At 59.3% G+C, this 15961-nt stretch carries 18 protein-coding genes; 7 read left to right on the top strand and 11 right to left on the bottom strand.

All coding sequences use genetic code 11. The annotated features are described in order from the left end of the window. Positions 1 to 38 precede the first annotated feature (38 nt). Positions 39 to 1100 carry a type IV pilus twitching motility protein PilT gene (locus B9Z44_RS08185; RefSeq protein WP_108402858.1) on the bottom strand — a complete coding sequence of 354 codons (1062 nt, stop codon included), beginning with the start codon at positions 1098 to 1100 and terminating at the stop codon, positions 39 to 41. A gap of 45 nt (positions 1101 to 1145) precedes the next feature. On the opposite strand from B9Z44_RS08185, the gene B9Z44_RS08190 reads away from it, so the two are divergent. Then, the gene (locus tag B9Z44_RS08190; protein WP_108360261.1) at positions 1146 to 1862 is read left to right on the top strand and encodes a YggS family pyridoxal phosphate-dependent enzyme; all 717 of its coding nucleotides are present in this window, start codon (positions 1146 to 1148) and stop codon (positions 1860 to 1862) included. Between the two features lie 12 nt (positions 1863 to 1874). Here B9Z44_RS08190 and B9Z44_RS08195 read toward each other — a convergent pair whose 3' ends face one another. The 5 genes from B9Z44_RS08195 to B9Z44_RS08215 all read right to left on the bottom strand — a co-directional run bounded on the left by B9Z44_RS08195 (position 1875) and on the right by B9Z44_RS08215 (position 6730). After that, on the bottom strand, positions 1875 to 3377 hold the full coding sequence (locus tag B9Z44_RS08195) for an FAD-linked oxidase C-terminal domain-containing protein (protein ID WP_108402144.1): 1503 nt from the start codon (positions 3375 to 3377) through the stop codon (positions 1875 to 1877). Positions 3378 to 3508: 131 nt separating this feature from the next. Continuing rightward, on the bottom strand, positions 3509 to 4384 hold the full coding sequence (locus tag B9Z44_RS08200) for a LysR substrate-binding domain-containing protein (RefSeq protein WP_108402145.1): 876 nt from the start codon (positions 4382 to 4384) through the stop codon (positions 3509 to 3511). A gap of 6 nt (positions 4385 to 4390) precedes the next feature. Next, complete coding sequence (purU, locus tag B9Z44_RS08205; RefSeq protein ID WP_108360258.1) at positions 4391 to 5236, bottom strand: formyltetrahydrofolate deformylase; 846 nt, start codon at positions 5234 to 5236, stop codon at positions 4391 to 4393. 73 nt (positions 5237 to 5309) lie between these two features. Further along, positions 5310 to 5588 carry a BTH_I0359 family protein gene (locus B9Z44_RS08210; RefSeq protein ID WP_108360301.1) on the bottom strand — a complete coding sequence of 93 codons (279 nt, stop codon included), beginning with the start codon at positions 5586 to 5588 and terminating at the stop codon, positions 5310 to 5312. Positions 5589 to 5647: 59 nt separating this feature from the next. Beyond that, entirely contained in the window at positions 5648 to 6730 is a 1083-nt protein-coding gene (locus B9Z44_RS08215; RefSeq protein WP_245912787.1) for a DUF3108 domain-containing protein, read from the bottom strand. An 11-nt stretch (positions 6731 to 6741) separates the two neighbouring features. Between B9Z44_RS08215 and B9Z44_RS08220 the strand changes: the two genes are divergently transcribed. Then, on the top strand, positions 6742 to 7701 hold the full coding sequence (locus B9Z44_RS08220) for a fumarylacetoacetate hydrolase family protein (protein WP_108360257.1): 960 nt from the start codon (positions 6742 to 6744) through the stop codon (positions 7699 to 7701). 77 nt (positions 7702 to 7778) lie between these two features. On the opposite strand, the gene B9Z44_RS08225 is transcribed toward B9Z44_RS08220, so the two are convergent. Together B9Z44_RS08225 and B9Z44_RS08230 are read right to left on the bottom strand one after the other, a co-directional pair. Further along, positions 7779 to 8150, bottom strand: a complete 372-nt coding sequence (locus tag B9Z44_RS08225; RefSeq protein ID WP_108360256.1) for a hypothetical protein — start codon at positions 8148 to 8150, stop codon at positions 7779 to 7781. A 16-nt stretch (positions 8151 to 8166) separates the two neighbouring features. Then, positions 8167 to 8532, bottom strand: a complete 366-nt coding sequence (locus tag B9Z44_RS08230; protein ID WP_108360255.1) for a TraR/DksA family transcriptional regulator — start codon at positions 8530 to 8532, stop codon at positions 8167 to 8169. An 83-nt stretch (positions 8533 to 8615) separates the two neighbouring features. Here B9Z44_RS08230 and B9Z44_RS08235 point away from each other — a divergent pair, with 83 nt between their 5' ends. From B9Z44_RS08235 to B9Z44_RS08255, 5 genes are all read left to right on the top strand, one after another. Continuing rightward, on the top strand, positions 8616 to 8996 hold the full coding sequence (locus B9Z44_RS08235; RefSeq protein WP_342748886.1) for a DUF2946 family protein: 381 nt from the start codon (positions 8616 to 8618) through the stop codon (positions 8994 to 8996). A 145-nt stretch (positions 8997 to 9141) separates the two neighbouring features. After that, a complete protein-coding gene (locus B9Z44_RS08240; protein WP_245912788.1) occupies positions 9142 to 9690 on the top strand; it encodes a YcnI family copper-binding membrane protein in 549 nt (182 codons plus the stop codon). A gap of 17 nt (positions 9691 to 9707) precedes the next feature. After that, positions 9708 to 10202 carry a copper chaperone PCu(A)C gene (locus B9Z44_RS08245; protein WP_108402148.1) on the top strand — a complete coding sequence of 165 codons (495 nt, stop codon included), beginning with the start codon at positions 9708 to 9710 and terminating at the stop codon, positions 10200 to 10202. A 71-nt stretch (positions 10203 to 10273) separates the two neighbouring features. Next, a complete protein-coding gene (locus B9Z44_RS08250; protein ID WP_108402149.1) occupies positions 10274 to 10945 on the top strand; it encodes a PhaM family polyhydroxyalkanoate granule multifunctional regulatory protein in 672 nt (223 codons plus the stop codon). Next, on the top strand, positions 10942 to 12213 hold the full coding sequence (locus B9Z44_RS08255; protein ID WP_108360250.1) for an FIST signal transduction protein: 1272 nt from the start codon (positions 10942 to 10944) through the stop codon (positions 12211 to 12213). Before B9Z44_RS08250 ends, B9Z44_RS08255 begins: the two co-directional genes overlap by 4 nt. Positions 12214 to 12238: 25 nt before the next feature. Here B9Z44_RS08255 and B9Z44_RS08260 read toward each other — a convergent pair whose 3' ends face one another. The 3 genes from B9Z44_RS08260 to queA all read right to left on the bottom strand — a co-directional run bounded on the left by B9Z44_RS08260 (position 12239) and on the right by queA (position 15922). Beyond that, positions 12239 to 13576, bottom strand: a complete 1338-nt coding sequence (locus tag B9Z44_RS08260; protein WP_108360249.1) for a dicarboxylate/amino acid:cation symporter — start codon at positions 13574 to 13576, stop codon at positions 12239 to 12241. An 83-nt stretch (positions 13577 to 13659) separates the two neighbouring features. Continuing rightward, positions 13660 to 14826 carry a tRNA guanosine(34) transglycosylase Tgt gene (tgt, locus tag B9Z44_RS08265; RefSeq protein ID WP_108360248.1) on the bottom strand — a complete coding sequence of 389 codons (1167 nt, stop codon included), beginning with the start codon at positions 14824 to 14826 and terminating at the stop codon, positions 13660 to 13662. Next, complete coding sequence (queA, locus tag B9Z44_RS08270; RefSeq protein WP_108402150.1) at positions 14813 to 15922, bottom strand: tRNA preQ1(34) S-adenosylmethionine ribosyltransferase-isomerase QueA; 1110 nt, start codon at positions 15920 to 15922, stop codon at positions 14813 to 14815. Before queA ends, tgt begins: the two co-directional genes overlap by 14 nt. Positions 15923 to 15961 lie beyond the last annotated feature (39 nt).

The following is a 15961-nucleotide window of genomic DNA, read 5'->3' on the forward strand; positions in this document are numbered from 1 at the left end:
TGCAGCCCTTGGTGTCACGCGGGCAACCTTGGATGTGCTTAGGCGATCAGTCCTTGGTGGCGGGCGTCTTGAAGCGCTTGCGCCATGCTTTGCATGCCATGTGCCGCCCCTGTTTGCTGGGTGCTTTGCATCTGTGCGGTTTTGCCCTCGCGAATCAGGTGACGAATGGCGGGGGTGGCCACCAGCGTTTCAAACACCGCCACGCGGCCATCTTCCGTTGGTCTGGGGCATAACGTTTGCGACACCACGCCCACCAGCGCATCGCTGAGTTGTGTGCGTACCAAGGCTTTTTCGTGTGCGTCAAACACATCCACCATGCGCTCCACCGTGGCCGCCGCGCTGCGCGTGTGCAGACTGGCTAGCACTAAGTGACCCGTCTCAGCGGCAGTAAGGGCGAGGCGAATGGTTTCTAGGTCGCGCAGCTCACCCACCAAAATCACGTCGGGGTCTTCGCGCAAAGCGGCGCGTAACGCGTGCGCAAAGCTGTGGCTGTGCGTGCCAATTTCGCGCTGGGTAATCAGGCATTGGTTGCTGGTGTGCACAAACTCAATCGGATCTTCCAGCGTCACGATGTGTTGCTGCGTGCTGGTGTTCAGGTGTTGCACCATCGCGGCCAAGGTGGTGGATTTGCCAGAACCCGTTGGCCCTGTCACCAGCAGCAAACCAACTTGCTTGAGCAAGTCCGGCAGCACACGCGGCGTATGAAGCGCTGCCAGTGTGGGGGTGTCACTGGGAATGTGCCGCATCACCGCGCCGCAGCCATGTTGCTGCATGAAGGCATTCGCCCGAAATCGACCCAGCTCGGGCACGGCAAATGCGAAGTCAACCTCGTACCCTTGGGCGAAGCGAGCTTGCGCGGGGGCGTCCATCAGCGGCGTTAATAGCGCATGCAAAGCCTCGTGTGTGAGTGGTGCTGTTCTTATGCGTGGCGATGGTGAGGTGTGCGGCTGCACTGTGGTGGCTGAGTCGGCCAGTGCCGCGCCGCAGCCAAGTGGCACCAAAGCGCCCAGCACGCGGGCCATCGGTGGCAAACCCGCAGACAGATGCAAATCAGACGCGTGTTGTCTCACCGCTTGGGTGAGGAGTTCATTCAAAGTCAACGTGGTGTGTGGCATGTGCAGCTCCTTGTTAAAGTTGTACCCAAGATGAAACACACAGATACCCAGTTGAGCGACAACCTCCGTGCCGTGCAAGCGCGCATCGCGGCGGCCTGCGTGGCCAGTGGCCGCAGCGTCGATGCGGTGCAATTGCTGGCCGTCTCCAAAACCTTCAGCGCCGACGATGTGCGCCAAGTGGCGGCCTGTGGTCAGCGCGATTTTGGAGAAAATTACATCCAAGAAGGGGTAGACAAAATCACCGCTTTGCAAGGTGTAGCCCCCGCGTTGGTGTGGCACTGCATTGGCCCCATGCAAAGCAACAAAACCAAGCTTGTGGCCGAGCATTTCGACTGGGCACACACGGTAGACCGTCTCAAAATCGCGCAGCGTTTGAGTGACCAACGCCCCGCGCACTTGGCGCCATTGAACGTGTGTTTGCAAGTGAACATTGACGGTGGCGAAACCAAATCAGGCATTGCGCCCGCCGACGTGCTGGGGCTGGCCACCGAAGTGACCAAGCTCCCGCGCTTGGTTTTGCGCGGCTTGATGACCATCCCAGACCCGGTGGATGGCTTTGACGCGCAAGTAGCCGTACACGCCAAAGCACGCGCCTTGTTTGACGAAGTGAAAGCCGCATTGAACCTGCCCCAGTTCGACACCCTGTCGATGGGCATGACGGGCGACTTAGAAGCCGCCGTGCAGGCGGGCAGCACGATGGTGCGGGTGGGGACGGCGATCTTTGGTGGGCGGACTTACGCTGCTTAAATCTGCGGCAAATTAAAACCGCGGCAAATCCGGATGCTTAATCTGCCCCGCACGCACCAACATCTTGCCGTACTCGGCGCAGCGGTGCAGGGTGGGGATGACCTTGCCGGGGTTGAGTAGCCCCTTGCTGTCAAAGGCGCGCTTGACACCAAACATCTGTTCGTTTTCTTCAGCGCTGAACTGCACGCACATGCTGTTCACCTTCTCGATGCCCACGCCGTGCTCGCCCGTCACCGTGCCGCCCATGGCCACGCTGGTTTCCAAAATGTCGGCGCCAAACTGTTCGCAGCGGTGCATTTGGTCGGGGTCGTTGGCATCAAACAGAATCAGTGGGTGCAAGTTGCCATCGCCTGCGTGGAACACGTTCAGGCAGCGCAGTTGGTATTTCTTTTCCATCTCGCTGATGGCTTCCAAAATGTCGGCCAAGCGCTTGCGCGGGATGGTGCTGTCCATGCACATGTAGTCTGGGCTGATGCGGCCCGAGGCGGGGAACGCGTTTTTGCGGCCGCTCCAAAACTTCATGCGTTGCGCTTCGTCACGGCTCACGGTGATGGCGGTCGCGCCGCAGCCGCGCAGCACTTCGCTCATGCGGCCAATTTCTTCTTCCACTTCTTCCGGCGTGCCGTCGCTCTCGCACAGCAGAATCGCGGCGGCGCTCAGGTCGTAGTCGGCGTGGACAAAGTCTTCCACGGCGGCGGTCATGGGGCCGTCCATCATCTCTAAGCCTGCGGGGATGATGCCTGCGGCAATCACGGCAGCCACCGCGTCGCCCGCTTTGCGCACATCGTCAAAGCTGGCCATGATGCAGCGTGCCAGTTGTGGCTTGGGCACGAGTTTGACAGTCACCTCAGTGGTCACCGCCAACATGCCTTCGCTGCCCACAACCACGGGCAACAGGTCGAGGCCCGGTGTGTCGAGGGCATCGCTGCCAAATTCAATCGGCTCGCCCTCAATGGTGAAGCCCTTCACTTTGAGCACGTTGTGCACCGTGAGGCCGTATTTCAAACAATGCACGCCCCCCGAGTTCTCGGCCACGTTGCCACCGATGGTGCAGGCAATTTGGCTGGAGGGGTCGGGCGCGTAGTACAGCCCGTATTGCGACACCGCCTCGCTGATGGCGAGGTTGCGCACACCGCACTGCACCACGGCAGTTCGGGCTGTTGCGTCGATGTTGAGGATTTGGTTGAACTTGGCCAGCGACAGCGTCACACCCATCGTGTGCGGCATCGCGCCACCCGACAGACCGGTGCCTGCGCCGCGTGCGACCACGGGCACGTCTAGCGCGTAACAGGCCTTGAGCACGGCTTGCACTTGGTCCACCGTCTCGGGCAAAGCCACGCACATGGGGCGAGCGCGGTAGGCGGTGAGGCCGTCGCACTCGTAAGGCACGGTGTCCTCGGTGGTGTAGAGCAGGGCGTGCTGGGGCAGCACTTGCAGCAGGGCTTGCACAACCTGCGCTTGGCGCTCGGCGCGGGCAAGGGTGGTTTGCTGGTCGTTTGACAGTGGAGCGTTCATGTCAGGGACTTTACGGCAAAACTTGGGGTTGGCGCGTGAAGAAAGTTACAGCGTGCGTTGAAATGGATTTACACGCCAACCCAAACGTCGTGAATGGGACCGGCCCTCCCGTTCACAGCGAGAGAAGTGACTTAAGGAACAGCCTTCTTCAACCAGTCAGCAAACGCCGCACATTCCCATCGGTCCATCGCCCCTGTGCGCCAACACAGGTAATGCCCATGCGGGCTAGGGACTTGACGCGGGAAGATGCGCACCAGCGTGCCGTTTTCTAGCCACGGTGCGCCTAGCTTTAAGCGCACCAGGCCCACGCCCAAGCCCTGTGCGGAGGCGTCGCACATCAAGCCAATGTCGTTGAAGCTGCTGCCTTCAATTGGCTCGGGCCAGTCTTGGTCATGCGCGGCAAACCAGGTGCGCCATGGCTCCAAAGGGCTGCGCAACAAAGTGGCATCGGCCAAATCTTCGGGGCTGTCAAACGGGCCATGTTCGCGGATGTAGGCGGGTGAGGCCATGGGCGTCACGTCGTCTTTCATGATGCACACATGCTCGACATCGGCGTAGCGCCCTGTGCCAAAACGGATGGTCAGGTCGGCGTCTTCGGCCACCACATCCAGCAGCGGAATGCTGACTTGCAAAATGATGTCAATCTCGGGATACGCGTCTGCAAACTGGCGCAGGCGCGGCATCAAGATGGAGCGGGCAAAAGTGGGTGTCACGGCCAAGCGCAGTTTGCGTTTGCCGGGTGTGGCGCTGCCGTCTTTGCCGGGGAAGCGCTCAAGAATAGACAAGCCTTCGCGCACATGGGCCAGATATTCGCTGCCCTCGGTGGTGAGCGAAAAGTCAGCTCGGCCAAAGAGTTTGACGCCCAACAACTGTTCCAGCTGCTTCACACGGTGGCTCACCGCGCTGGGGGTCACGCATTGCTCTTCAGCGGCTTGGGTGACCGAACGCAACCGCGCCAAGGCCTCAAACGTGAGCAAGCACTGGATGGGCGGGATGCGGCTGGTCATGTCGCTTTATTTGAAGATGACGGTCTTGTGGCCGTTCAACAGCACGCGGTGTTCGCTGTGCCATTTGACGGCGCGGGCCAACACTTGACTTTCGGTGTCACGGCCTTGGGCGGTGAAGTCTTCCACGGTTTTGCTGTGGTCCACGCGGGCCACGTCTTGCTCAATGATGGGGCCTTCGTCCAAGTCGGCGGTGACGTAGTGGGCGGTTGCGCCAATCAGTTTCACGCCACGGTCGTGCGCTTGGTAATACGGCTTGGCGCCCTTGAAGCTGGGCAAGAAGCTGTGGTGAATGTTGATGGCACGGCCTGACAATTTTTTGCACAAGTCGTCGCTCAGAATTTGCATGTAGCGGGCCAGCACCACCAGCTCTGCGCCTTCAGCTTCGATCACTTCATAGGCTTTGGCCTCGGCTTGCGCCTTGGTCGCTGCCGTGACGGGAATGTGGTGGAACGGCACGTTGTAGCTGGCCGCCAGTTGATAAAACTCGCGGTGGTTGCTGATGATGGCGCGAATGTCCAAAGGCAGCAGGCCGCTTTTGACGCGGAACAACAAGTCGTTCAAGCAATGACCCTCTTTGCTGACCATCAACACCGTGCGCATGGGTTGGGTGGTGTCATGCAGGGTCCACTTCATGCCAAAGGTGTCAGCAAAGGTGGCGAGCTGCGCACGTAACTCGTCTTGGCCCACGGCATCGCACGCGAATTGGACGCGCATGAAGAACAGACCGGTGTCGGGGTCGTTGTACTGGGCGGCTTCTTCGATGTTGCCTTTGCGCTCCAGCAAAAAGCCAGACACGGCGTGCACGATGCCCTGGCGGTCGGGGCAAGACAAATTAAGGATGTATGCAGTCATGTGCGCAATTGTAGGTAGGACTGGGCATGAAAAAGGGCGCCAAAGCGCCCTGTGTGTCGTGTGGGGAGCAGGCTCAGTGCACCACGACCGGGTTTTGGGCCAGCTCGGCGTAGCCAGCCAAGGTGTCTTCCACCTCTTCTTGGGTGGGGGCGTTTTCTTGCCAAGCGCGCAAATGGGCTTGGAACTGCTCGGCCCATGAGCCTTCTAGGTAAATCTCTTTGCCTGAGCGCTTGTCCACGATCTCAAAGCCGTGGCGGGCCAAGGCAGGCACGTCGGGGCGCACAGGCACCAACGCGTCATCCACCTGCAGGTGCATGACCGAATACGTGTCGGAGTTGTAGAGCATGTCCATGGGAATCTTTCGGCGGAAAACGAATTGCATCTAAGCATATCGGATTCAAAAGCCCAAATTCAAGGGCTGGGCTTTTCGGCTTTGCTTAAAAGTTGGTCCACAAAGTCGCCATTGGCGTTGGTGATGCGCAAACGCACGGGCAAATAACCCAACGTGGGCGCAAACCACAGCTCAATGTGCTGGTCAAATTCGCGGCGTGGCTTGCGGTTGAGCTTGATGGCGCTGATGTCGCCAAAGGGCAATTGCAACATTTCTTCTTTTTCCACCAAGAATTGCCACACCTCAGCTTCGCGCTGCGACACGGTTTGGAACGACAACATGGTGCCCGCTGGAAAACGCGTGGGGTCAGCCGCCAGCAGGCTGCTGAGCTGCAACACCACGCTCAAGCGGTCTTGCGCGCCTTTGAGCAGTGGCGCATCGGGTGAGTTGGCGCTGAAGGTGATGAGGCCTTTGTCACGCTGAAAGTGCGCGGCCTGTTCGCTGCGGGTTTTGTCGCCAAAGCGGGTAGGCATGAGGCCTTCCGCGCCCAACGTGCCTTTGCTGATTTGTACGCGTGAGCCCAACAAAAAGGCACTCACCTCTAAACGGGCCTCATAGTCTTTGCCGTCTTGCAGCCACTGCAACTCGGCAGAGGCCCAGTAGCTGAAGCCTTTGGCTTGGCCTTGCACTTGGTATTTGAGCAAAGCCGAGTCGGGCGCTTTGAAGGCGGTGACGTCTGTCAAACCCTCGCTGCCTGCACGCTTGTACGGTGGCAGATCCACGCTGGCGGCGCTACGTGCAGGCAGGCCCACCGGGGCGCTGAGGTCTTGGCCGAGGTCGTCAAACTTCAACGGCGGTGTGGCTGCGCTGGCTTCGGCTGGCGCTTCCTCTGTTTGTGCAGGGGGCGGTTTGGCTGGGGTGGGTTGCACGGGCTTGGGGACTTGGGGCGCACGCGGTGCCGCGACTTCAATTTGGCGTGTGACCAACGCTTGTGTGCGCAAGGGTTTGCCCGACTCGGGTGTGAGCCACAAGGGCGCGCCCGCCAAGAGCCAAAGGTGCAGCAACAGCACGCCAGCCACCAGCAGCACCGCATGTTTGCGTTGCAAATGAGGCAGACGAGTGGGCAGGGCACGTGCGTGCATGACGACGGAGCGAACTTTCATAGAATCGTGGCATGAAATTAGCCACATACAAAGACGGTACACGCGACGGACAACTGGTGGTCGTGTCTCGCGATTTGAGCACCGCGCATTATGCGACGGGCATTGCCACCCGCCTGCAGCAAGCGCTGGACGACTGGGGCTTCATGGCCCCGCAGCTGCAAGACTTGTATGAAACCCTCAACAACGGCAAAACGCGCCACGCCTTTCCGTTTGACCCCACTTTGTGCATGGCCCCGCTGCCACGCGCCTACCAACGCTTGAAGGGTCAGGCCTATGCCAACCACGCGACCCTGCTGGGTGACGCTGAGGTCGACTTGGCGGTCCACCAAGCCGCCAGCGACCCACTGCTGGGCGCGCAAGACCACGTGGTGTGCGCCAACGAAAACTTAGGCGTCGATTTTTCTGCTGAAATCGCCGTCGTCACGGGCGATGTGGCCCTAGGTGCATCAGCAGACGACGCCTTAGAGGGCATTCGTTTGGTCATGTTGTCCAACGACATCACGCTGCGCAACGTGGGCAGCCGCGTGCAAAGTCAGCCCGCCACCGCATTCAGCCCCGTGGCCGTGACGCTTGACGAATTGGGCGACGCCTGGGACAACGGCTGCGTGCACCTGACGGTGCAAGTGGCCTGGAATGGCCGCAAAGTGGGCATGTGCGACGCGGGCACAGACATGACGTATGCGTTCGGTCAGCTCGTGGCGCACGCCAGCAAAACCCGCGCATTGCGCGCAGGCACGGTCGTGAGCAGCGGCACGGTCAGCAACGCAGGCTTTGAGAAAAACGGCAAAAAAGAATGGCCCAAGGGCTACAGCTGCATTGCCGAAAAGCGCGCCATGGAAGACGCATTGGATGGCAAAGCCACCACTGACTTCATGAAGTTTGGCGACACCGTGCGCATCGAAGCCAAGGGCAAAGATGGCCAAAGCGTGTTTGGTGCGATTGACCAAGAGCTGGCCCCGTTGAACGCTTGAGTCTTTCGGCGCAACAAAAAGCCCGCTGACGTGATGTGAGCGGGCTTTTTTGTGGGCGGCGCTGAGGCCGTGTTGTCTTATTTGACGAGTGCCGGGTCAGCGCCCATGTTGTCAAGCTTCTTGAAGTATTGACGCGCCATGGCCACCACTTGTGCGTCGGTGGGGTGGTCGCTGGACACGCTGTCCACCACGTTCACATGGGCGTGGTGCTGCTTGCACCAATCGCGGAACTCGTCGCGTGCAATGCCGGGGCCAGTCACCAACACTTCGTGCGTGCCTTCGAGGGCTTTGGCGATGTCTGCATACATCGCGGCGGTGTCGTTTTGTTTACCTTGATGTTTGTGGTGGGTGCGTGACTTGACGCGTTGGCTCTCTACGTGCTCACGGTCAAACATCAGCACGTGGGCTTCTTGGTGGTCCATCCAAACAACGGCGTGAAAAGTGGTCATGTGTTTTCTTTCTCTCTTAGTGGTGGTTGTGTTCAGCTTTTTCTTGGCAGCCAATGCATCGCGCAGCTTCGGGCGCTGCGTTCAGGCGTGCTTCGGGAATCGTGGCGTCGCAATCGATGCAGTGGCCATAAGTGCCAGTGCTCAAACGGGCCAAGGCTTCGTCAATCGCAGCCAGCTCGGCAGTCTCGTGTTCGTTGATCGCGAACTCGAGGTCGCGTGCCGTGTTGACTTGTGCGTCTGAGTCTTCGTTGTGCGCGAAGTGTTCGGCCGCTACTTCCACACGGCTGGCTTTACCGCCGCGTTGCTGTGCAATTTGTGCCAACAAGTCGGCGCGTTGGGTTTCAAGCTTTTGCTTGAAGGCGGTGGCGTGTTGTGCATCCATCAGGACTCCTCTTTGTTTAACTTGATGTTGCGCGCATCTTGCGCCTGATTCATTGACCGAGGTCAAGAAATGGTGGCTTGTCCGTGCGATACGACATAATCAAACGCATGCAACGCTTGCGCCACGCCATCCAACTTACCCGCCTTGTGCTGGTGTGGTTTGCGTTGTCGATCGGTGTGGCTATTGCATCGCCAGTCGTCAACCCACATGGCATGGACCTCGTCTGTACCAGCACCGGCAGCATGAAGTTGGTGATGCCGGGTGACGATGATGTGGCTGCCTCTAGCCATACGCTGGACTGTCCGTTGTGTGCATCCATCAGCGCCCCGCCGCCTGCGCTCAACACCACGTTGACGCAAGCGTCCCCTCTGGCCCATGCCATGTTGCCGACGGCTGCAGCGCACATTGCGGCCACCACGGCGCCTCCGCTGCCCTCGCGCGGGCCACCTGCTGTCTTCCTTTAATGCTCTTCTGCGGGTTTGAGGCTTTTGCCTCGACCTGGTGTGGGTGTCGTGCTGCGCGTTGGCGCACATGTCGCCATCGAGATGAAGCAGGTCATGTACGCCTCATGTCGAGGATGCAATGACCGAATAAGCAATGGAAGACAAGATGACGAAACATTTCAAAACACTAGCGCAGTGTGTGCTGGTCAGCGTGACATGCGCGGCGCTGCAAGCGCACGCCCACATCACCTTAGCCGAGTCACAAGCGGTGGCGGGCAGCTATTACAAAGCCACGCTACGTGTGGGCCACGGTTGCAACGGGGCCGCCACCACGGGCATCACGGTGCATGTGCCTGCAGGGCTTCAAGCTGCCAAGCCTCAACCCAAGATGGGCTGGACGCTGGCGGTCCAAAAAGCCAAGCTCGCGCAGCCCTACAACAGCCACGGCAAAACGGTGACCGAGGATGTGGTGACTTTGCAGTGGACTGCCAGCCAAGACGCGGCATTGCCCGATGCGCAGTTTGACGAGTTCGCGTTCATGGGCCGCTTGCCCGATCAAGCCGGCCCTTTGTGGGTGAAGGTTTTGCAAACCTGCGAGCGCGGTCAAAATGACTGGTCAGATCTACCTGCCAGTGGCACCTCAACGCGCGGTTTGAAGCAACCCGCTGCGCTGCTGGACGTGCAAGCCGCACCCAAACACGAACACCACCATTAATCCCCAGGAGTTTTTACATGCCATTCGCCAAATACCTCATCACCGCCGCATTCACCACCGTGTGTACCGTCAGTGCCTTCGCCCAAAACGTGACCGTTACCGACGCATGGGCACGCGCCACGGTGCAAGGCCAAAAGGCCACCGGTGCGTTCATGAAAATCACCGCCAAAGACAACGCCAAATTGGTGGGCGTGAGCAGCCCTGTGGCGGGCGTGGCTGAGATTCACGAAATGAAGATGGACAAAGACGTGATGCGCATGAACGCCTTGCCCAACGGTCTAGACCTGCCCGCTGGTAAAGCGGTGGAGCTCAAACCCGGCGGCTACCACGTGATGTTGATGGACTTGAAAGCACCGTTGGCCAAAGACAGCACCGTGCCTGTGACCTTGATGTTTGAAGATGTCAAAGGTGTGAAATCAAAGGTGGAGCTTAAGGTGCAAGTGGGGATGCAAGCGCCCATGATGCAACATCAAAAACAGATGGAACACAACCACGGTGACCACAAGCACTGAGTTGCACATCGCACACCGGCGGTGGTTTTGTTTTGGTTTAATGTGTGTGAACAACCCAACAGGAGACAGCCATGACCAACCCCACCGGTTTTGATTTCACAAAGTTCGTACCGGGCTTTGACTTCCTAAAGAACTTAACGCCTGGTAACGCATCGTCAGCTTCGGCGACGGCCCCGGGATGGGTCGCCCCCACACTCGACCCAGAAGAGTTGGAAAAGCGCATTCAAGAACTCAAGACCGTGCAGTTTTGGCTTGAGCAAAACGCCAAAGCCGTGGGGGCCACCATTCAGGCGTTGGAGGTGCAGCGCATGACGTTGGCCACCCTCAAGGGCATGAACATGAGCTTCAACGATTTGGCCGAATCGCTCAAGGTCAAGCCGCAAGAGGCGGCACCTGCGGCGTCTCAATACGCATTCACACAAGCTGAACCAACCCAGGCAGCGCCTGAGCCTGAGGCACCCAAGGCGGAGCCCAAAGCTAGCAAATTGCGCAGCAAAAAAGCAGCGACTTCAGGCGTCGACCCCTCACATTGGTGGGGTGCGTTGACCGACCAGTTTCAGCACATTGCCGCACAAGCCATGACGGACATGGCCCATCGCGCCCAAGCGCATGCGGCGACAGAGACTGCCGCACCTGCTGCCAAAAAGACAGCCGCCAAAACAGCTGCGCGCAAGTCTGCCGCACCTAAAACAGCGGCACGAAAAACGACTGCACGCAAAACTGCCGCTAAAGCGAAACGATGAAACTCTTTCCCTACGGCCATGCCACACATCCGCAGTGGGAGATGGCTGCAGGGTTGGTGCTCGCGCAGTTGCGCGCGCACATGGCATTGCCCGAATACGCCAGTGCCCCGCACTTGGGGTTGCTCTACATCACCGACCATTACGCCAACCATGCGCAAGCTATCTTGGCGCACTTGAGCGCGGAGTTGCCCGAGGTCACCGATTGGGCGGGCACGGTGGGTGTAGGCATTGCGGCCAACAACGTGGAGTACTTTGATGAGCCCGCGCTCAGCGTGATGCTGTGCGACATTGCGCCCGAACACTACCGTGTGTTCAGTGGCGTGGCGCCATTGGCGCAAGCGGGGACGACAGGCAGTCACTTTGTGCCGCACACCGCGCTCTTGCATGCAGATGCCCAGACACCCGACGTGCCCGAGTTGATCGCCGAATTGGCGCAGCGCACGGCCAGTGGCTATGTGTTTGGTGGTTTGGCCGCCAGCCGTCGCGATGTGGTGCAGTTTGCGCTGAATGGTGACGGCAACATGGCCGGGCAAGGCAAAGCCTCAGGCGTGTTTCATGGCGGCTTGAGTGGGGTGGCCTTTGATGCTGATGTGGCCATGGTGTCGCGCGTGACGCAAGGCTGCTTGCCCGTGGCCAAAGCACACACCATCACCAGCGCCGACAACCACGTGGTGCTGACCTTAGACAACGAGCCTGCCCTGGATGTGCTGGAACGTGACTTAGAGATCAACCTCACCGACACCCAGCCTGCCATTGCCAAAGTGCGCGCGACGCTGGTGGGTTTGTCGGCAGAACATGATGCATCGATCAAACGTACCGGGGAATTTGACGATGCGGTGTTGGTGCGTCACATCATCGGCATCGACCCTGCGCGTGAAGCGGTGGCCGTGGCGCAGCCTGTGGACGTGGGCATGCGCCTGACGTTTTGTCAACGCAACGCAGCCGCTGCGCGTGCCGATCTGACGCGTATTTGTGCCGAAATTCGGGAAGCCCTAGAGCCTGAAGAAATGACCGCCGATTTGGCAGGCGCCTTGACTGCCGACACCAACATCAACCCACACCCAGCCCGCCGAATGGCGGGCGCCATTTATGTGAGCTGTGCGGGACGTGGCGGCCCCCACTTTGGCGGGGAGAGTGCCGAGATGCACATCGTTCGTCGCGCTTTGGGGGATGTTCCGCTGGTGGGCTTCTTTGCGGGTGGCGAGATCGCCCACCAAGCGCTGCATGGTTACACCGGCGTGTTGACGGTGTTCACCACCGAGGTGTAACAAGCGCTATGCCTCGGCTTTTGGCTTAGTGCTTTGCCGCCATGTGCGCTTCTTTTTGGTCAAGGATGACCTCAGGCGCTTCCAGTTCTTCGGGGGTTGGATTGTTCAGGCCGTCATGCAAGCGTTGCATGTCTAAGTCGCCCGTCCACTTGGCCACCACCAAAGTCGCCACGCCGTTGCCCACCAAGTTGGTTAGCGCGCGTGCTTCAGACATGAAGCGGTCAATGCCCAAGATCAGCGCCAAGCCCGCCACAGGCACGCCGCCCACGGCTGACAAGGTCGCGGCCAACACGATGAAACCACTGCCGGTGATTCCCGCTGCGCCTTTGGAGGTCATCAACAAAACCGCCAACAAGGTGAGCTGTTGTGTCAGGCTCATCGGCGTGTCGGTGGCTTGCGCAATGAACACAGCCGCCATGGTGAGGTAGATGGATGTGCCGTCCAAATTGAACGAGTAGCCAGTCGGAATGACCAAGCCCACAACCGATTTGCGTGCGCCAAGGTTTTCCAGCTTTTCCATCATGCGTGGCAACACAGATTCAGAAGAAGACGTGCCCAACACGATGAGCAATTCTTCTTTGATGTACTTCACGAACTTCCAGATGCTGAAGCCGTGCAACTTGCTGATGAGCCCCAGTACCACGAACACAAAAATCAAACACGTCAGATAGAACGTGCCCATCAATTTGCCGAGCGAGAACAACGAGGCCACACCGTACTTGCCAATGGTGAAGGCCATCGCGCCAAACGCGCCGATGGGGGCCACTTTCATGATGATGCCCACGATGTCAAACAACACGTGTGACAACTTTTCGATGAAGTCAAACACCATCGTGCCGCGGCCGCCGAACTTGTGCAGTGCAAAGCCAAACAAGATGGAGAACAGCAACACTTGCAAGATTTCGCCTTTCGCAAACGCATCGACCACCGAGGTGGGGATGACGTTCAACAAGAAGTCCACGGTGCCTTGCATCTTGCCGGGTGCGGTGTAGGCGGCAATGCCTTTGGTGTCGAGCGTGGTGGGGTCCACATTCATGCCCACGCCTGGCTGCACAAAGTTGACGATGAGCAAGCCAATGATCAGTGCCAAAGTGCTGACCACTTCAAAGTACAGCAGCGCCAAGCCACCGGTCTTGCCGACCTTCTTCATGTCTTCCATGCCGGCGATGCCCACCACCACGGTACAGAAGATGATGGGCGCGATGATCATCTTGATGAGCTTGATGAAGCCGTCGCCCAAGGGCTTCATGTCAGTGCCGACTTGTGGGTAGAAGTGGCCGAGCAAAACGCCCACGACCACGGCGAATAGCACTTGGGCGTAGAGCGATTTGTAGATAGGTTTTTGGGTGAGCGCGTTGGACATACGAAGCTCCTAAGTGTTAACCCTAGAAATTTAACTGTCCAAACCCTCTCTTCTCATGTGGGTTTCCACATGGCTGTCGCGCGTCAAACCCCGCGTGCGCGGTCTTCTTTGAACTTGGCGCGGAACGCACCAAACTGCCCCACCTCCAAAGCCTCACGCACTTCGCGCATGAGGTTGAGGTAGTAGTGCAGGTTGTGCACGGTGGTCAGCATGGGGCCGAGCATTTCGCCGCAGCGGTCGAGGTGGTGCAAGTACGCACGGCTGAAGCCGCCGCTGCTTGTGCCGTCGGGGCGTGTGTGGCCCGCGCAGGTGTAGCAGGTGCAGGTGCTGTCGAGCGGGCCGTGGTCGGCTTTGTGGCGGGCATTGCGAATTTTTAAATCGCCAAAGCGGGTGAACAGCGTGCCGTTGCGTGCATTGCGTGTGGGCATGACGCAGTCAAACATGTCCACGCCATCGGCCACGCCTTGCACCAAGTCTTCGGGCGTGCCCACGCCCATCAAGTAGCGTGGTTTGTGCTCGGGCAAGCGGTGGGGCGTGTGCGCCATGATTTCGAGCATTTGGTCTTTGGGCTCACCCACGCTCACGCCGCCCACGGCGTAGCCGGGGAAGTTCATCTCCACCAACGCGTCGAGTGACTCTTGACGCAGGTTGGTGAACATGCCACCTTGCACGATGCCAAACAAGGCATTGGGGTTTTCTAAGCGCGCAAATTCGTCTTTGCTGCGCACGGCCCAGCGACGGCTCATCTCCATCGACTTGCGGGCTTCTGCTTCCGTGGTGAGGTGGCCTTTGGTTTCATAGGGTGTGCACTCGTCGAGCTGCATCACGATGTCGCTGTTGAGCGTGGTTTGAATTTGCATGCTCACCTCGGGCGACATGAACAGCTTGTCGCCGTTCACGGGTGAGGCAAACGTCACCCCTTCTTCGGTGATTTTGCGCATCGCGCCCAGCGACCACACTTGAAAACCGCCACTGTCGGTGAGGATGGGTTTGTTCCAACGCTCAAAGTCGTGCAGGCCGCCAAAGCTTTGCATCACATCGAGGCCGGGGCGCATCCACAGGTGGAAGGTGTTGCCCAAAATAATTTGCGCGCCCATTTCTTCGAGGCTGCGCGGCATCACGCCTTTGACCGTGCCGTAGGTGCCCACGGGCATGAAGATGGGCGTTTGCACCACACCGTGGTTGAGCGTGAGCGTGCCGCGGCGTGCGTGGCTGGATGTGTCTTTGGCGAGAACGTCAAACTTCAACATGGGCGGCCTTTCTTTCGGAATTTCTCTCTAGCAGCATGGCGTCGCCATAGCTGAAAAAACGGTAGTGGTTGGCAATCGCGTGCCGGTACAGCGCGTGCATGTGCTCGAAGCCCGCAAACGCGCTGACCAACATGAGCAAGGTGCTCTTGGGCAAGTGGAAGTTGGTGATCAGCACATCCACCACCTGAAACGCAAAGCCCGGTGTGATGAAAATTTGCGTGTCACCACTGGCTTGCCCGCTTTGCGCCCAACTCTCCAGCGTGCGCACGCTGGTGGTGCCCACCGCCACCACGCGACCACCGCGTGCGCGACAGTCGGCAATGGCTTGCACGGTTTCGGGCGGGATGTTGTACCACTCGCTGTGCATGCGGTGCTCGGCCAAGTTCTCGGTCTTCACCGGCTGAAACGTGCCCGCGCCCACATGCAGCGTCACGCTGGCGCGTGCCACGCCTTGCGCCTCTAGCCCTTGCAACACGCCTTCGTCAAAGTGCAGCGCAGCGGTGGGCGCAGCGGCGGCCCCCGGGTGTTTGGCAAACACGGTTTGGTAACGGCGCTCGTCTTCGGCTTTGTCGGCCTCGGTTTCGTGTTGCGCGTCAGTCGTGTTTTGGTGGCGCTCAATGTAGGGTGGCAACGGCATGTGGCCGTGGCGCTGCATCAGCGTGTGCGGCTCGTCGCTGAACTTGAAGCGAAACAGTTGGCCGTCTTCATTGGGCCAGCGGCCCAAGAGCGTGGCGTTGAATCCGCCGTTATTTTTGCCGCCCACCATCAACAGCTCAGTGCCCACGGGCGGCTTTTTGCTCACCTTCATGTGGGCCACGACTTCGTGGTTGGTCAGCACGCGCTCCACCAAAAGTTCGAGCTTGCCGCCTGTGGGCTTCTCGCCAAACAAACGGGCTTTCACCACTTGGGTGTCGTTGAACACGAGCAAGTCGCCTGCTTTGAGCAGAGAGGGAAGGTCTTTGAAGGTGCGATTGGCAAATTCAGCATGGCGGCCGTCGAGCAAGCGCGAGGCGCTGCGTTCAGAGGCGGGGTGCTGGGCAATCAGGGACTCAGGCAGTTCGAAATCGAAATCGCTGAGCGTGTAAATGTGTGACATGCGCTTGAGGGCCGGACGGGCCCGTTCCAAGTTGAGGGA

Origin of the sequence: Limnohabitans curvus (assembly GCF_003063475.1) — a bacterium.
GTDB lineage: Bacteria > Pseudomonadota > Gammaproteobacteria > Burkholderiales > Burkholderiaceae_C > Limnohabitans > Limnohabitans curvus.

What these genes read in the sequence shown, in the direction of transcription:
- B9Z44_RS08190 (WP_108360261.1), top strand. Translation starts at nt 1,146, where the DNA reads ATGAAACACACAGATACCCAGTTGAGCGACAACCTCCGTGCCGTGCAA.
- B9Z44_RS08195 (WP_108402144.1), bottom strand. Translation starts at nt 3,377, where the DNA reads ATGAACGCTCCACTGTCAAACGACCAGCAAACCACCCTTGCCCGCGCC.
- B9Z44_RS08200 (WP_108402145.1), bottom strand. Translation starts at nt 4,384, where the DNA reads ATGACCAGCCGCATCCCGCCCATCCAGTGCTTGCTCACGTTTGAGGCC.
- purU (WP_108360258.1), bottom strand. Translation starts at nt 5,236, where the DNA reads ATGACTGCATACATCCTTAATTTGTCTTGCCCCGACCGCCAGGGCATC.
- B9Z44_RS08210 (WP_108360301.1), bottom strand. Translation starts at nt 5,588, where the DNA reads ATGGACATGCTCTACAACTCCGACACGTATTCGGTCATGCACCTGCAG.
- B9Z44_RS08215 (WP_245912787.1), bottom strand. Translation starts at nt 6,730, where the DNA reads ATGAAAGTTCGCTCCGTCGTCATGCACGCACGTGCCCTGCCCACTCGT.
- B9Z44_RS08220 (WP_108360257.1), top strand. Translation starts at nt 6,742, where the DNA reads ATGAAATTAGCCACATACAAAGACGGTACACGCGACGGACAACTGGTG.
- B9Z44_RS08225 (WP_108360256.1), bottom strand. Translation starts at nt 8,150, where the DNA reads ATGACCACTTTTCACGCCGTTGTTTGGATGGACCACCAAGAAGCCCAC.
- B9Z44_RS08230 (WP_108360255.1), bottom strand. Translation starts at nt 8,532, where the DNA reads ATGGATGCACAACACGCCACCGCCTTCAAGCAAAAGCTTGAAACCCAA.
- B9Z44_RS08240 (WP_245912788.1), top strand. Translation starts at nt 9,142, where the DNA reads ATGACGAAACATTTCAAAACACTAGCGCAGTGTGTGCTGGTCAGCGTG.
- B9Z44_RS08245 (WP_108402148.1), top strand. Translation starts at nt 9,708, where the DNA reads ATGCCATTCGCCAAATACCTCATCACCGCCGCATTCACCACCGTGTGT.
- B9Z44_RS08250 (WP_108402149.1), top strand. Translation starts at nt 10,274, where the DNA reads ATGACCAACCCCACCGGTTTTGATTTCACAAAGTTCGTACCGGGCTTT.
- B9Z44_RS08255 (WP_108360250.1), top strand. Translation starts at nt 10,942, where the DNA reads ATGAAACTCTTTCCCTACGGCCATGCCACACATCCGCAGTGGGAGATG.
- B9Z44_RS08260 (WP_108360249.1), bottom strand. Translation starts at nt 13,576, where the DNA reads ATGTCCAACGCGCTCACCCAAAAACCTATCTACAAATCGCTCTACGCC.
- tgt (WP_108360248.1), bottom strand. Translation starts at nt 14,826, where the DNA reads ATGTTGAAGTTTGACGTTCTCGCCAAAGACACATCCAGCCACGCACGC.
- queA (WP_108402150.1), bottom strand. Translation starts at nt 15,922, where the DNA reads ATGTCACACATTTACACGCTCAGCGATTTCGATTTCGAACTGCCTGAG.